The sequence below is a fragment of the Streptomyces sp. NPDC048565 genome (assembly GCF_040650935.1).
Taxonomy (GTDB): domain Bacteria; phylum Actinomycetota; class Actinomycetes; order Streptomycetales; family Streptomycetaceae; genus Streptomyces.
This window is the reverse complement of sequence record NZ_JBEZIH010000008.1, coordinates 1-14176: the sequence shown is the minus strand read 5'-3', so window position 1 is coordinate 14176 and position 14176 is coordinate 1. Positions and strand designations below refer to the sequence as shown.

Below are 14176 nucleotides of genomic sequence, written 5' to 3'. Positions count from 1 at the left end.
GCGTCACGACAGCGCCGGAACCACGACAGCGTTCAGCATCACGACCGGGGGGACCGGATGCCGTACAGGAACGAACAGACGGAGAAGACAGCACGGTTACCCGGTATCGGCCGCCTCGCCGGCCTGGCCGTCGCCGACCTGGAGCTCGACGCCGCCGACGGCACGGGCGTACAACTGCGGCCCGTGCCCGGCGGGCCGCCCCTGGACACCGCCCCGCGGGACGGTGACGACCAGCGGTTCTTCGTCCTCGTACGGCTGCGCGGGCGCCCGGTCGGCACGGTCGTCGGGCGCGTCAGGGCGGGCGACGACCCGGCCGCCGTCCTCGCCGAACAGGCCGCGGACGAGATCGACGTCCCGGACGCCCCGGAGCGGCCACCGACCGGTGAGATACCCAGGGCGACGGTCGTCGTCGCGACCCGGGAGCGCCCCGCGCAGCTGGCCCGTGCCCTGGACTCGCTGCTCGCCCAGGACCACCCGGACTTCGAGATCGTGGTCGTCGACAACGCCCCGGCCACCGGTGCCACCCGCGAGCTCGTCACCTCCGCCTACACCGGCCGGGGCGTGCGCTACGCCCTGGAACCGGTGCCAGGCCTGGCCGCCGCGCACAACAGGGGCGTAGCCCTCGCCGGGGCCGACGTCCTGGCCTTCACCGACGACGACGTCCTGGCCGATCCGCACTGGCTCACCGCCCTCACCCGGCCGTTCGGCGACGACCCCAGGACGGCCTGCGTCACCGGCCTGATCCTTCCGGCCAGGCTGACCACGCCGGCGCAGGTCCTGCTGGAGAGCCACGGTGGATTCGCCAAGGGCTTCGCACCGCGCCGCTACGACCCCGCGCACCCGCCCGCCGACGAGCCGCTGTTCCCGTTCACCGCCGGACGGTTCGGCTCCGGTGCCAACATGGCGTTCCGCGCCGGGCCGCTGCGTGCGGTCGGTGGTTTCGACCCCGCCACCGGCACCGGCACCCCGGCCAAGGGGGGCGATGACCTCTACGCCTTCGTACGGCTTCTCGCCGAGGGCCACCCGCTGCACTACACCCCCGAGGCGATCGTCTGGCACCACCACCGTGAGCGCTGGGCGGACCTGTGCGGCCAGGCGTACGGCTACGGCGCCGGCCTCACCGCCTGCCTCACCGCACTCCTGGTCCGCAGACCGGCCCTGCTGCCGCCGCTCCTGGCCAGGCTGCCGAGAGGTCTCGCCCATGCCCGCACGATGACGGCGCCGCGTACGGCCGATGCCGCCGGGCGCGCCGGTGTTCCCGGCGAGCACGGCGCCCACACCTACCCGTGGCCCCGGCATCTGTCCCGTCTGGAGCGCCGGGGCCTGCTGTACGGCCCCCTCGGATACGTACGTGCCCGGCTCGCCGTCCGGGGCGCCTCACGCCCCTGGGAGGAGGCGGGATGAGTGCGCGCGGACCCGAGGGGCGTGCGGGCGTGTCCCGGATACCCGTGCTGCTGTACCACGCGGTGATGGACGACCCGCCGGAGTGGATCGCCGAATTCACCGTCACACCGCGGGCGTTCGCCGCGCAGCTGGACGTGATCCGCGCCTGCGGCCGTACGCCGGTCCCGGTCGGCGCGCTCGTCGCCCATCTCGCGGAAGGTGAGCCGCTGCCTGACCGGCCGGTCGTCCTGACCTTCGACGACGGCTTCGCGGATCTGCCGGGGCCGACCGCCGAGGCGCTCGCGGGACGGTCGATGCCGGCCACCGCCTATCTCACGACCGGCGCGCTGGGGCGGTCCGGCGGGGGCAGCCTGCTGCCGCCCGGCCCGATGATGCGCCTGGAACAGGCGCCCCTGCTGGAGCAGTACGGCATGGAGGTGGGCGGCCACACCGTCACCCACGCGCAACTGGACACCCTGACGGCCGCGGCGCTCCGCTCGGAACTCGTCGACTCCAAGAAGGTGTTGGAGGACGTCCTGGGGCATGAGGTGGCCCATCTCGCCTATCCGCACGGATACAACAGCGCGCGGGTGCGCCACGCCGCCCGTGCGGCGGGTTACGAGAGCGCGGTGGCCGTGCGGCACGCCCTGAGTTCCGGCCGGGACGAGCCGTACCGGATCGCGCGGCTCATCCTGCGGCGCGGCCACACGGTGCGGGACATCGAGCGCTGGATGGCGGGTGAGGGGGCCCGCGTCGCGCCGTTCCCCGACTCGCCGCCGACCGTGGGCTGGCGGTGGTACCGGCGGGCCCGGGCCGCCGCGCGGGGGCCGGTGTTCGCGGGGTGAGGCGCCCGGGAAACGGGGCGAGAGCGCCCCGATGTCAGAGCACCTTCCTATAGTTCACTCAAGGGACAGCGGCGTGACGGCCGCGACCACATCCGTGGGGGGAGTCGCACCGTGCCACAGCATGTGCCCGCGCCGGTCAAGGGGGACACCGCGGGGAGCGCCGAGCAGATGCCTCCTCCTGGGCAGCCGCCACCCGGCGTGACGGCCGGCAGGACGGGCGGGGCGCTCCGCATCCCGGACGCGCTGAGACCCCGGACGCTCCTCACCTGGCTGCCGTTACTCCTGGCGGCCGCCCTCTGGACCTTCTCGCTGCCGCACATCGGGTTCCGCTCGATGGGTGAGTACGGCCTCCTCGACCGGCTGCCCGTCACCTACTACGTCTCGCTGCTCGTCCTGACCGCGGGCTTCCTGGTCAGCCTCCGCCGCGCCGGCACGGCCCCCTGGTGGCCCGCCCTGTACTGCGCCGGGCTGCTGATGGCCATCAAGGGCGTCCCCGCCGTGCTGTACGACTCGGAGCGCTACCCCTGGGCCTCCAAGCACGACGCCGTCATCAACCACCTGCTGGCCAACGGCGATCTGCGCCCCGGCGAGGGCCTGTCGGGCAACATGTCCGCCTACGACCAGTGGCCCGGCTTCTTCACGCTCAACGGCGGACTCGTCCGTACCTTCGGGGCGGACAGCGCCGCCACCTATCTGAACTGGGCCCCCGTCGTCCTCGGCCTGCTGATGATGCCGGTCCTGATCCTGATCTACCGCACCTTCAGCGAGGACTGGCGCCTCGTGTGGGCCGCCGTCTGGATCTTCCAGCTCGCCAACTGGGTGGGCCAGGACTACCTCGCCCCGCAGGGCCTCGCCTTCCTCCTCCACCTCGCCGTACTCGCCGTCGTCCTGCGGCACTTCGTACGGCCCGGTTCCGCAGGACGGCTGCGCTCGCGCGCCTGGCTCGACCCCGCCGCCGCGGCCGTCCCGCCACCCACCGGCACCCGGCAGCGCGCGGTCTGTGTCGCGGTCCTCGTGCCCCTGCTCGTGGCGATCAACGCGGTGCACCAGCTGACCCCGGTGATGCTCTGCGTCACCCTGATCGCGCTCAGCCTCACCCGCCGCTACCGCAACCTCGGACTCCTCGCCGCGGCCGGCCTGCTCATGCTGGCCTGGGACCTCACCATGGGCCGCCCCCTGTTCACCGAGACGCTGGGTACGCTGCGCGACTCCCTCGGCCGGCTCACCGAGAACTCCCGCGCGGGATACGCCGGAGAGCTCACCGGCGCCGGCCCGGAGCTCGCGGGGCGGGCCGGTGTCCTGATGGTGCTGGCCGTCGCGGTCCTCGCGGGCGCGGCCCTCCTGCTGCGGCGCCGTCTGGCGCACAGCGCCCTGCCGCTGCTGCTGGCCTCTGTCGCGCCCGTACCCCTGTTCGTGGTCAACGACTACGGCGGCGAAATGCTCTTCCGCGTCTATCTGTTCGCGCTCCCGGGGGCCGCCTTCTTCGCCGCTGCGGCGCTCGTCCCGGCCGCCGGAGGCACCGGAGCGCACCGGGTCCGCCCCGCCGTGCGCAGGATCTGCGCGGTCGCCCTCCCGGTGGCGCTGGCCGCGCTGCTGGCGGGCTTCATGCCCGCGTACTACGGCAAGGAGCGGATGAACTACACCCCGCCCGCGGAGACCGCGCTCGTCAGCCGCGCCATCGACAGCGCGCCCGAAGGGTCGTTGATCCTGGCCACCACGGGCTCCTTCCCACAGGCGCTGCACCGTTACGACCGTCTTGAGCACTGGTTCTTCGCCGAGCAGGAGCTCCCGGAGAACACAGAGATGCTCAAGGACCCGGCGCACTACCTCTCGACCCGGCTGCCGCCGGGCACCACGGCCTACGTCCTCCTCACCCGCACCCAGGACATCTACACCGCGGGCGAGGGGCTGCTGCCCCCGGGAGGCTTCGCCTCGCTGACGCGGGACCTCAGCGCATCCCCGCTCTTCCAGGTGGTCGAGCGGACCGAATACGGCGTCGTCCTGCGCTACGACAGCTGAGACACCCACGACAGCCCCCGGCCCTCCGATACGCACCCGGACCAGGAAGGCAGCCACGTGTCCGAGAACAGGCACCCACGACCGGCCCACCCCGCCCGGCGGATCCTGCCCAGAGCCGCCCTGGCGCTCTCCGGCTGGGTGGCGCTCGCCGCGACCGCGCTGCCGGCCGGCTCGCCCCTGCGCTGGGCCCCGGTGCTCCTCTTCGTCTGCTTCGGCCCCGGCCTCGCCCTGCTGTATCCGCAGCCCGGACAGCTCAGGCCGGGCGCCCGCATCGAAGCGGCCGCGCTCGCCGCGCCCGTCGGGCTGTCCCTGGCCGTCATCGCGGCCACCTCGCTGTTCCTGGTGAAGGGCTTCTCTGGGACCGCGTTCCTGGTGTCGCTCGCCGCGTTCACCACCCTCGCCTCGGCCTTCCCCGGGCTACCCCTGCCCGCGGCCACCCGGGGCGCGGTCGAGCGGTCCCGGGTGACACCCGTGAGGCGCCGATGACCCCCCGCCGCGCGCCGTGGGAGCGCCGCCCGCGTGCGTACGTCCTGCTCGCCCTGGCCGCCGTCGTGGCACTGCTGACCGGACTGCTCGCCTGGTTCGGCCCGCCCTCGTCGGACGGCGAGGACGGTGTGCCGTCCGCCGGCGCGCTCCCCTCCGACGCCGCCACGGGGCCGGTGCCCGGTGGGAGGTGTGCCCCCACCGCCACGCTCGTCCCGCCGTGCGGGGCCTGGTGGGGCGCCTATGTCCCGTACGCCGGGAACGGCTCGCTGAAGGACGCGGTGTACGCGTTCGAGGAGAAGATCGGCCGGAAGCTCGACCTCCTGTACACCTACCACGACATGTCGAACACAGAGCTCGACGGACAGCTCCTGACCCCCGACGAGCAGATACTCGGCCGGGACCGGATGCTGATGCTGGCCTGGGAGTCCACGGTGTGGCGCGAGCCCCATCACGCCAACTGGACCGAGGACCAGCTCGGCTGGGCCAAGCTCGCCTCAGGGGCGTACGACCGCGAGATCATCGATCCGCAGGCGCGTCGCATCAAGGCGTACGGGAAGCGGGTGTTCTTCTCCTTCGACCAGGAGGTCGACGCCAGGGTCGGCGACGCGGGCACGCCCGAGGAGTACGTCGCCGCCTACCGCCACCTCCACGACCGGTTCGAGGAGCTCGGTGTGGACAACGTGGTGTGGGTGTGGACGGTCTCCGGCTTCCTCGCGTCGGCGAAGCTCTTCGAGCGGCTCTACCCGGGCGACGCCTACGTCGACTGGATCGGCATGGACCAGTACAACTACTTCACCTGCCACGACACCACGGACTGGAAGGACTTCGACCGCAGCCAGCGGCCGACGTACGAGTGGCTGCGCAGCCACATCAGCGCCGAGAAGCCGCTGATGTTCGCCGAGTTCGCCACGGTGCCCGATCCTGCGGACGAGGACCGCCAGCGTGAGTGGTACGAGAAGATCCCCGAGGTGGCCAGGACCATGCCCGAGGCCAAGGCGCTGGTGCACTGGAACAGGGCCGTCCCCGGCAAGGGCTGCGACCTCACGGTCAACGAGGGCCCAGGCCTGGAGGGTTACCGCACGGCAGGCCAGGACGCGTACTTCAAGCAGCCGGTCCCCGGCCGCTGACCCGCCCCCGGAGGCCGTACGCCACCGCCGTGGCCGCGAACAGCCCCAGGAACACGGGCAGCGCTGCCGAGGCGAAGGCGTCCTGCGCGACCCACCCGGCCACCGCGAGCACCCACACCAGGGCGGCGGTGGCCCGCCGGTGGGCCCCGGCCGTCCGCAGCAGCACCGCACACAGCGCCAGGCACAGCAGCTGGAGCGCGAACGGCAGGGCACGGAGCACCCCCGCCGGGGAGTCCATCCCCACGGCGCCGGCGAGGAAGCCGGCGAGCGTCCCGTGCCACTCCCGCGATGCGGCGGCCGGCCGGACGCCGAGAAGGAGTGGCGCGGAGTGCAGGGCCCCGACGGTCACCAGCAGCGTCGCGCCCAGCAGGGCGGGCCGGACCCTGTGGAGCGCGAGGGCAGCGCTGTGGACGACGATCAGGAGCACCCCGGCGGTCACGGTGACCGGAGGCAGGGCTTCGATCAGCTCCCTGCCGGTCAGATGCGCGTGCCCGGCGGGCGCCGAGCGCGCCAACGGCACCCAGAACAGCCCGGCCGCGAGCCCGAGCAGCCCCCAGAGCCACACCGCCTCGCCGTGCCCCGGCCAGGTGTCCGCCCTCGCGGCCGGGGCCTGCTGCGCCGCGACCCGGGCCCAGCTCGTCCCGAACTGCTCGCTCCCCGGCTTCGGCCGCCGCGAGACCCGGCCGGGCCGCATACGCCGCGAGCCACGCCCCGGCCGCATACGCCGCGAGCCCCGGTCGCGTGACGTACGCCCGGTGAGTGCCGAGCGCAGTCCCACGGCGGACACGGCCGCCACCGCGGTCATGGCCGTCAGCACCGCCCAGCCCGCTCCGGCGATCCCGGCCGGGCCGAGCAGCACGGCCGCAGAGCCCAGGACGAGGACGCACATCGTCCCCTGAAGGATGGCCAGCGCACCGGTGCGGCCCTGCACCCGCAGGACCCCGATGTACAGCTCGACCACGACCCGGGGCAGGGCGGCCGCGGCCAGCAGCCGCAGGACCAGGGTGCCGTGGCGGGCGTACTCGGCGCCGAAGGGGCTGAGGATCTGCGGGGCGAAGAGGACCAGGACGACCACGACGGGAACCAGCAGCACGGCCATGCGGCGCAGCGCCCCGCGTACACCTTCGGCCAGCCGGCCGGGGCTGTGCGAGGCGTGTGCGGTGAGGGAGGAGGCCATGTTGATGGCCATGAACTCCATGGTGCCGCCGACGGTGTACGCGATGTAGAAGAAGCCGTTGTTCGCGGCGTCGAAGCGCACGGCCACCATCACCGGCAGCAGGTTGATCATGGCCAGACTGAACAGCGCGCCGACGGAGTCACCGGCCAGGAACCGGCCGATCTCGCGCATCCGGGGCGGTTCGCGGTCACGGTCGGCCCCGGCCTGACGCGGGATCAGCCTGCGGAAGATCAGCCAGCCGAGCGGCAGCACGGACAGCGCGATGGCCACGGCCCAGGACACGAAGACGCCGAGGACGGGCAGGGCGGTGGCGAAGGCGGCGAGGAGCAGCAGCTTGCCGACGGAGAACACGGCGTTGCCGACGGGCACCCAGACGGCCTTGCGCAGTCCGGTCAGCACCCCGTCCTGGAGCGTGAGGACCGCCCAGGCGACGCAGGCACCGGTGAAGACCAGCCCGGCGGACAGGGTGCCGAGCGGGGCGTACGAGTCACCCCACAGGTCAAGGGTGAGCAGGAAGACCGCGCAGGCCAGGATGACGACGACGGTGCTGACCAGGTAGGTACGGGCGACCAGGGATGCGGTGGCGCGCCCGGCGCGGGGCACGTAGCGCACGACGGCGCCGATCATCGTGGTCGCGGTGACCGAGGCGAGGAGCCGCATCGCCGCGATGGCCGCGGAGCCCTGGCCGACGGCCTCCTCCGTGTAGTAGCGGGCGGCGACCAGCCAGAAGCCCAGGCCGAGCGCGGCGGACACCCCGGTGGAGAGCATCAGGGCGTAGGCGTTGCGGAACATCGAGTCGGCGCCGGCCGCGGCCTCCGGGGCCGGCGAGGGCGCCGCCACGGCCTCCGGCAGGCCGGCTCTCGCGGTGTCAGTCACCGGGCAGCTCTCGCGCGGCCCTGGCACCCGCCGATGCCAGGATGTCGATGACCCGGGCTGCGTTCAGTGGGTCGACGGGCAGGGCATGCCGGGCGAACCAGGCCGCGTCGGCGGGGGAGTGGGACGGGTCGGTGAACGGCGTGCCCGCGTAGGTGTCGAGCGGCGGGTCGTAGAGATAGCCGACGGTGATGCGCCGGCGGGCGAGCGCGGCGACGGCCGCGTCCCGGTCGGCCACCAGCAACGGCACCCGGAACAGTGGCTGTACGCGCGCGTCGGCGGTGACCGGGGGCGCCCAGGGGGTCGCGAGGAGGCGCTCGGTGCCCGCCCGGTGCGCGGCGAGCCGCTCGTCGAGGCCTGCCAGCAGACGCCGGATACGCCGCAGCCGTAATCGCCCCGGAGCGATGCGGTAGTCGTGCATGTCGACGCGGACCCAGGAGTGGAAGGCCGCCAGCGAAGGCGCGGACCGCAGCGCCTCGCGCAGCTCGGTGGGCCGCAACGGCATCCGGATCTCCTCCCGTTCCTGGAGCCCGAGGAGCCGCAGGGCCCACCAGGCGGCGGGGGCGAGCCGCAGCCCGCGCACGGCCGACTCCGCGTACGGGCGTACGGCGTAGGCGAGTTCGGCGGTGAGGCGGGCCGGGTCGAGCAGAGCGTCCCTGGCGCGCTCCAGCGGGGCGCGCAGGGCGGGGTCGGCGACGGCGAGGAAGCCTCCGGCCTTCGCGCCGACGTGTTTGGAGAGGCTGAAGACGGCCGCGTCCCCGAAGGAGCCGACCGGCTTCCCGTCCGTGACACTGCCGATGGCGTGCGCGGCGTCCTCGATCAGCGGGACGCCGAGGCGGTCGCAGCGCTCGCGCAGCCGCAGGGCCGGGTCCGGATTTCCGTACAGATTGGTCGTGAGGACGGCGCACAGGCCGTTCCACACGGCGTCGGGCACGGCGTCCACGTCGATCGAGCCGTCCGCAGCGGACAGCGGGGCCTGGACGGGCCGCAGGCCGGCGGCGAGGACGACGAAGAGGATCACGTCGTCGTTGACCGGGGACATCAGGACCCTGCCGCCGGGTTCGCACCAGTGGCGGAGCGCCAGGTAGAGGCCAAGCCGGCAGGACGGGACGTACAGGCATTCCCGGCCGAGCCGGACGCCCATCGCCTCTTCCACCGCTTGCGGTACGGCACGGCCGACAGGGCCGCTCTCCCCACGATGCATGTGTTCCCCCCAGAACCCCGCCCAATGTCGCCCAGTCCGTGGCACTTCGTCAACAATGCGGAAGGACCCGCCCGTTCGGGCAGGTCCTTCCGCAATGATCACGTACGGGTGGTGGGGTGACTCCGGGTCACTCCTCCACGGTCAGGCCCTTCCTGAGCTTGGCCAGGGTCCGCGAGAGCAGCCGGGACACGTGCATCTGCGAGATGCCGAGCTCCTCGCCGATCTCCGACTGCGTCATGTTCGAGACGAACCGCATCGAGAGGATCGTGCGGTCACGCAGGGGGAGCGAGGCGATGAGCGGCTTGAGGGACTCGACGTACTCGATGCCTTCGAGCCCGTGGTCCTCGTAGCCGATGCGGTCCGCGAGGGCGCCGTCGTTGCCTTCGGCGTGCTCGTCGGGCTTGGCGTCCAGCGAACTCGCGGTGTACGCGTTGCTCGCGGCCATGCCCTCGACGACCTCGTCCCTGCTGAGGCCGAGCCGGTCGGCGAGTTCGACGACCGTGGGCGAGCGGTCCAGCTTCTGGGCCAGCTCGTCGCCCGCCTTGGCCAGGTCGAGCCGCAGCTCCTGGAGCCGGCGCGGGACGCGCACGGACCAGCTGGTGTCACGGAAGAAGCGCTTGATCTCGCCGACGATGGTGGGCATCGCGAATGTCGGGAATTCGACGCCCCTGCTGAGCTCGAAGCGGTCGATCGCCTTGATCAGGCCGATGGTGCCGACCTGGACGATGTCCTCCATGGGCTCACTGCGGGAGCGGAACCGCGCGGCGGCGAACTTGACCAGGGCCAGATTCAGCTCGACGAGGGTGTTGCGTACGTACGCGTACTCGTGGGTGCCCTCTTCCAGGGCTTCGAGCCGCGCGAAGAGTGTCTTCGACAGCGCCCTGGCGTCCAGCGCGCCCACTTCGGCGTAGGGCGGGATCTCGGGAAGGCCTTCCAGGCCCTCGAATTCCTCGCCGGGGAGATGGTCGTCGGCGGTCAGGCCGGTGGTGCTGAGGGTGCTGGTGCGCGGGCCGGGGACGGCGTTCGCGGCAGCGGAGTCGGAATCGGTCGGTCCCTGAGGACATGCCGACGTCGCGATGTGGGTACGCGATACGTCGAGCCGGGGTGACATGGTTCTCCTCCATCGTTCTCGGCATATGGCTGCCGATGCCCATACGTCTTCCTGCGGTGAAGCGGCGCCTCCGAAGCCGATCGAAATTCCTGGTGCAGATGTCCCTTCTACCCTTACCCGTTTCCAGCCATGAGTTACAAGCGCCAAATACGCCTGTATGTCCGGTTTGTTGAGTTCTTCGACTACCGTGTGGCGAGGGAAACGCGTAATGTTTTACGCACGTCGGGGGCAGCCACGATGAAGCCGCGTACACAGGGACGTGGGTAGTGACGGACGGCGAAGAGGGACAGTCAATGGACCGCGGGACGGTCGGCAGTGCGAACCGGGGTCGGCTGAGTGTCGGCGTCCGGACCGAGGGGCGGAGCGAGGTCGTGACGCCGGTGGGTGAGCTCGATCACCACACCGCCGATCTGCTCCGGGAGCCCCTGGAGAGCGCGGTCGCGGAAGGGCGTGCGCGCCTCGTGGTCGACTGCTCGGGGCTCGACTTCTGCGACTCCACCGGGCTCAATGTGCTGCTCGGAGCGCGTTTGAAGGCCGAGGCAGCCGGAGGAGGGGTTCATCTGGCCGGAATGCAGCCCGTGGTGGCCCGCGTCTTCGAGATCACGGGAGCGGAGGCGGTCTTCACCGTCCACGCCTCGCTCGCAGACGCTCTGAGCGGCTGACAGCGGCGGCGTTCCGCATGTGGGTCCCCGGCCTCGGAAGCCCCGGATGTCGCGCGCGTCACGCTCTTGGTGTAGGCGAAAAGGGTGTTGTCACCATTCGGCCGGGCAGGAGACATCCCGTCGGGGTCATGGAACCCGCACACTCTGTATCTGAATCAGTTCTGTTCGATGGCAACACGGTGAATCGGTGAGGTGAAGCGCTGATGAGCACCACCCGGCAGCATCCGCCGGGCGGCCTCGGCCGCGAGCCGGACGGCACGGGCGGCACCGCCTCTGCCGTACCCGCTGACCGGCAGTGGCGCACGCTCTCGCTGAGACATGCCAGCGGCATCGTGCCGATGGCCCGCGACTTCGCCCGGCAGGCGCTGCACGACTGGGGCTGGCTGCCCGCGTCGGGTGCGGACCGGCGGGCCGCCGCCGAGGACGTCCTCCTGGTCGTCTCCGAGCTCGTCACGAACGCCTGCCTGCACGCGGACGGCCCCGACGAGCTCCGTATCGCCTGCTCGCCCAAGGTGCTCCGGGTCGAGGTCGTCGACGCCGGGGCGGGGCAGCCGGCCCCGCGCACCCCGCACCGCGCGGGGCGGCCCGGCGGGCACGGCATGTTCATCGTGCAGCGGCTCTGTCTGGACTGGGGCGTGACGCGCACGCCCGAGCGGCCGGGCAAGACGGTCTGGGCGGAGCTCGCCGCGCCCGCGTGATCGATCCGCGGGATTCGCGCGTGAACGGCTTCCCGTACGACGCGTGAACGGCTTCCTGTACGAACGGAACGAACGGCTCAGGGCCCGCACCGACCGGTGCGGGCCCTGAGCCGTAGGGGCTGTCCGTGTCAGCGGACGTCGCCCATGAGCTTCTTGACCTTGCCGCGGTACATGAAGACCGCGACACCCGCGAGGACCGCGAGCGCTGCCTGGAGCGCCACCACCGAGTTGCCGTTGAGTTCGACACCCGCGAGGGACAGCAGCCCCGTGGTGCAGTCGCCGGCGGTCACGGCCAGGAACCAGACACCCATCATCTGGCTGGCGTACTTGGCCGGGGCCATCTTGGTGGTGACAGAGAGGCCGACCGGGGAGAGGGTCAGCTCGCCGACGGTCTGCACGAAGTAGATCGCGACCAGCCACATCGCGGCGGCCTTGTGGCCGTCGCCCGCGATGGCCAGGGGCGCCAGGAACAGGAAGAACGACGCACCGACCAGCACCAGACCGGAGCTGAACTTCACGATCGTGCTCGGCTCCTTGCCCCGCCGGTTCAGCGCCATCCAGAAGGCCGCGAAGACCGGGGCCAGCGCCATGATCAGGACCGGGTTGACCGACTGGTACCAGGAGACCGGGAAGTCCCAGCCGAGCACCGAGTTCTCCGCGGACGAGTCGGCGAAGATCGCCAGGGTCGAACCACCCTGGTCGTAGATCATCCAGAAGATGGCGGCGGCCACGAAGAACCAGATGTAGCCGGACATCTTCGCCTGCTCCGTCTTGCTGAGCTCCTTGTCGCGCTTGATGCGCGCCAGGACCATGACGGGGATGACGAGACCGGCGACCGTGATCGGGACCAGCAGCCAGTTCAGCGTGTAGACGCCGGTGACGACCGTGCCGATGTAGAAGACGGCCGCGATGCCCAGCCAGATCATCGACTTGCGCAGTGTGGAGGCGCGCTCGTCGGCGGAGAGCGGCTTGGGCACGACGAGGCTGCGCTCGTCCAGGTGGCGGGTGCCGAGCAGGAACTGGGCGACACCGAGTGCCATGCCGAGGGCGGCCAGGGCGAAGCCCAGGTGCCAGCTCACGTTCTCGCCGACGGTGCCGATGGTCAGCGGGGCGAAGAAGGCACCGAGGTTGATGCCCATGTAGAAGATCGTGAAGCCACCGTCACGGCGGGGGTCGTCGGGGCCGTCGTAGAGATGGCCGACCATCGTCGAGATGTTGGCCTTCAGCAGACCGGAACCGATCGCCACGAGGCCGAGGCCCGCGAAGAAGGTGCCCTCGGAGGGCAGCGCCAGCACCAGGTGGCCGAGCACGACGACGCCGCCCGCGATGGCGACGGTCTTGCGGGGGCCCCAGACGCGGTCGCCGATCCAGCCGCCGGGCATCGTGAGGAGGTACACCAGCGACAGGTAGACCGAGTAGATCGCGGTGGCGGTGGCGGGGTTCATGTGAAGCCCGTTGGGAGCGATCAGGTAGAGCGGGAGAAGGGCGCGCATGCCGTAATAGCTGAAACGCTCCCACATCTCCGTCATGAAGAGAGTGGCCAGGCCGCGGGGGTGGCCGAAGAAGGTCTTCTCCGCACCAGGAGTGCTGGCCGAGTCCTTCGTCAGGCTGGACGCCATGGTCGATCCTTGCTGGTCGGGACGCGCCGCCTCGTGAGCGGTGGGCGCCCGGTGGGGGGTGGCCGGCACCGGGCGGACACGCCCCGACCCCCGACGCCTCGAGGGATCCGATCCGCCCACAGCTCCGTAGGGAGCTCAGGGGCGGGATCGTGGGACAGACCGCTCCGGGATCCACGCCCGGCACGCGTCCTCGCGCTCCGGGCCCGGCCCACAGGTCATTCACTGGTCGGGGCCGGCGGGAACCGGCCCGTATACAAAAGAGACCCTTGGCGCTAAAAGCTGCCCAAAGGTCCTTCGGTGGTGCAACAGGCGTCAAGCAACCATACGACACGACACGCGGGAATATGGAAGGACTTGAGACATGGATCACAGGCGGGTATGGAACCACGCTCCCATATTCAAAGGGAGATGCCCGATTCGTGGCCCTGACCCGCAGGGCTCACCCGGTGCCGCACCCCACAAGGCCTGCGCGGACTACCATCACTCCATGACCCGTGTACTGCTCGCCGAGGACGACGCATCCATCTCGGAGCCACTGGCCCGCGCCCTGCGTCGTGAGGGTTACGAGGTCGAGGTCCGTGAGGACGGCCCGACCGCCCTCGACGCCGGACTCCAGGGTGGTATCGACCTGGTCGTCCTCGACCTGGGGCTGCCCGGGATGGACGGCCTCGAGGTCGCCAGGCGACTGCGGGCCGACGGCCACGCCGTGCCGATCCTGGTGCTCACCGCCAGGGCCGACGAGGTCGACACGGTGGTCGGCCTGGACGCAGGGGCCGACGACTACGTCACCAAGCCCTTCCGCCTCGCCGAGCTCCTCGCCCGGGTCCGCGCCCTGTTGCGCCGCGGCGCAACCGAGCCCGCCCCGCAGCCCGCCACACACGGCGTCAGGATCGACGTCGAGTCCCACCGTGCGTGGATGGGTGACGAGGAACTCCAGCTCACCGCAAAGGAGTTCGACCTCCTGCGGGTCCT

At 71.7% G+C, this 14176-nt stretch carries 12 protein-coding genes; 8 read left to right on the top strand and 4 right to left on the bottom strand.

The features are described 5' to 3' along the window. Nucleotides 1–57 precede the first annotated feature (57 nt). The 5 genes from AB0C75_RS12055 to AB0C75_RS12035 all read left to right on the top strand — a co-directional run bounded on the left by AB0C75_RS12055 (nt 58) and on the right by AB0C75_RS12035 (nt 5860). On the top strand, nt 58–1404 hold the full coding sequence (locus tag AB0C75_RS12055) for a glycosyltransferase (protein WP_362889668.1): 1347 nt from the start codon (nt 58–60) through the stop codon (nt 1402–1404). After that, on the top strand, nt 1401–2228 hold the full coding sequence (locus AB0C75_RS12050) for a polysaccharide deacetylase family protein (protein WP_362889666.1): 828 nt from the start codon (nt 1401–1403) through the stop codon (nt 2226–2228). The genes AB0C75_RS12055 and AB0C75_RS12050 overlap by 4 nt, the downstream gene beginning before the upstream one ends. A gap of 111 nt (nt 2229–2339) precedes the next feature. Continuing rightward, nucleotides 2340–4247, top strand: a complete 1908-nt coding sequence (locus AB0C75_RS12045; protein WP_362889664.1) for a hypothetical protein — start codon at nt 2340–2342, stop codon at nt 4245–4247. Nucleotides 4248–4304: 57 nt separating this feature from the next. Next, nucleotides 4305–4733: a hypothetical protein gene (locus AB0C75_RS12040; RefSeq protein WP_362889662.1), complete on the top strand. Its 429-nt coding sequence runs from the start codon at nt 4305–4307 to the stop codon at nt 4731–4733. Beyond that, a complete protein-coding gene (locus tag AB0C75_RS12035) occupies nt 4730–5860 on the top strand; it encodes a glycosyl hydrolase (RefSeq protein ID WP_362889660.1) in 1131 nt (376 codons plus the stop codon). Before AB0C75_RS12040 ends, AB0C75_RS12035 begins: the two co-directional genes overlap by 4 nt. On the opposite strand, the gene AB0C75_RS12030 is transcribed toward AB0C75_RS12035, so the two are convergent. The 3 genes from AB0C75_RS12030 to AB0C75_RS12020 form a co-directional block, all read right to left on the bottom strand. Then, nucleotides 5835–7829: a lipopolysaccharide biosynthesis protein gene (locus AB0C75_RS12030; RefSeq protein ID WP_362890062.1), complete on the bottom strand. Its 1995-nt coding sequence runs from the start codon at nt 7827–7829 to the stop codon at nt 5835–5837. The genes AB0C75_RS12035 and AB0C75_RS12030 overlap by 26 nt on opposite strands. A gap of 76 nt (nt 7830–7905) precedes the next feature. Then, a complete protein-coding gene (locus AB0C75_RS12025) occupies nt 7906–9054 on the bottom strand; it encodes a DegT/DnrJ/EryC1/StrS family aminotransferase (protein ID WP_362890060.1) in 1149 nt (382 codons plus the stop codon). Between the two features lie 187 nt (nt 9055–9241). Beyond that, nucleotides 9242–10225, bottom strand: a complete 984-nt coding sequence (locus AB0C75_RS12020; RefSeq protein WP_362889658.1) for an RNA polymerase sigma factor SigF — start codon at nt 10223–10225, stop codon at nt 9242–9244. Nucleotides 10226–10518: 293 nt separating this feature from the next. Between AB0C75_RS12020 and AB0C75_RS12015 the strand changes: the two genes are divergently transcribed. Together AB0C75_RS12015 and AB0C75_RS12010 are read left to right on the top strand one after the other, a co-directional pair. Continuing rightward, nucleotides 10519–10887: an STAS domain-containing protein gene (locus AB0C75_RS12015; RefSeq protein WP_362889656.1), complete on the top strand. Its 369-nt coding sequence runs from the start codon at nt 10519–10521 to the stop codon at nt 10885–10887. Between the two features lie 203 nt (nt 10888–11090). Then, on the top strand, nt 11091–11585 hold the full coding sequence (locus tag AB0C75_RS12010; protein WP_362889654.1) for an ATP-binding protein: 495 nt from the start codon (nt 11091–11093) through the stop codon (nt 11583–11585). 128 nt (nt 11586–11713) lie between these two features. On the opposite strand, the gene AB0C75_RS12005 is transcribed toward AB0C75_RS12010, so the two are convergent. Continuing rightward, nucleotides 11714–13204, bottom strand: a complete 1491-nt coding sequence (locus AB0C75_RS12005; protein ID WP_362889652.1) for an oligopeptide:H+ symporter — start codon at nt 13202–13204, stop codon at nt 11714–11716. Nucleotides 13205–13691: 487 nt separating this feature from the next. On the opposite strand from AB0C75_RS12005, the gene AB0C75_RS12000 reads away from it, so the two are divergent. After that, a partial coding sequence (locus tag AB0C75_RS12000) for a response regulator transcription factor (protein ID WP_362889650.1) occupies nt 13692–14176 on the top strand: 485 nt, incomplete at its 3' end.

Bases quoted from the DNA above. Each gene is read 5' to 3' on its own strand.
- AB0C75_RS12035 (WP_362889660.1), top strand. From the start codon at position 4,730: ATGACCCCCCGCCGCGCGCCGTGGGAGCGCCGCCCGCGTGCGTACGTC.
- AB0C75_RS12010 (WP_362889654.1), top strand. From the start codon at position 11,091: ATGAGCACCACCCGGCAGCATCCGCCGGGCGGCCTCGGCCGCGAGCCG.
- AB0C75_RS12015 (WP_362889656.1), top strand. From the start codon at position 10,519: ATGGACCGCGGGACGGTCGGCAGTGCGAACCGGGGTCGGCTGAGTGTC.
- AB0C75_RS12050 (WP_362889666.1), top strand. From the start codon at position 1,401: ATGAGTGCGCGCGGACCCGAGGGGCGTGCGGGCGTGTCCCGGATACCC.
- AB0C75_RS12025 (WP_362890060.1), bottom strand. From the start codon at position 9,054: ATGGGCGTCCGGCTCGGCCGGGAATGCCTGTACGTCCCGTCCTGCCGG.
- AB0C75_RS12030 (WP_362890062.1), bottom strand. From the start codon at position 7,829: ATGTTCCGCAACGCCTACGCCCTGATGCTCTCCACCGGGGTGTCCGCC.
- AB0C75_RS12020 (WP_362889658.1), bottom strand. From the start codon at position 10,225: ATGTCACCCCGGCTCGACGTATCGCGTACCCACATCGCGACGTCGGCA.
- AB0C75_RS12055 (WP_362889668.1), top strand. From the start codon at position 58: ATGCCGTACAGGAACGAACAGACGGAGAAGACAGCACGGTTACCCGGT.
- AB0C75_RS12005 (WP_362889652.1), bottom strand. From the start codon at position 13,204: ATGGCGTCCAGCCTGACGAAGGACTCGGCCAGCACTCCTGGTGCGGAG.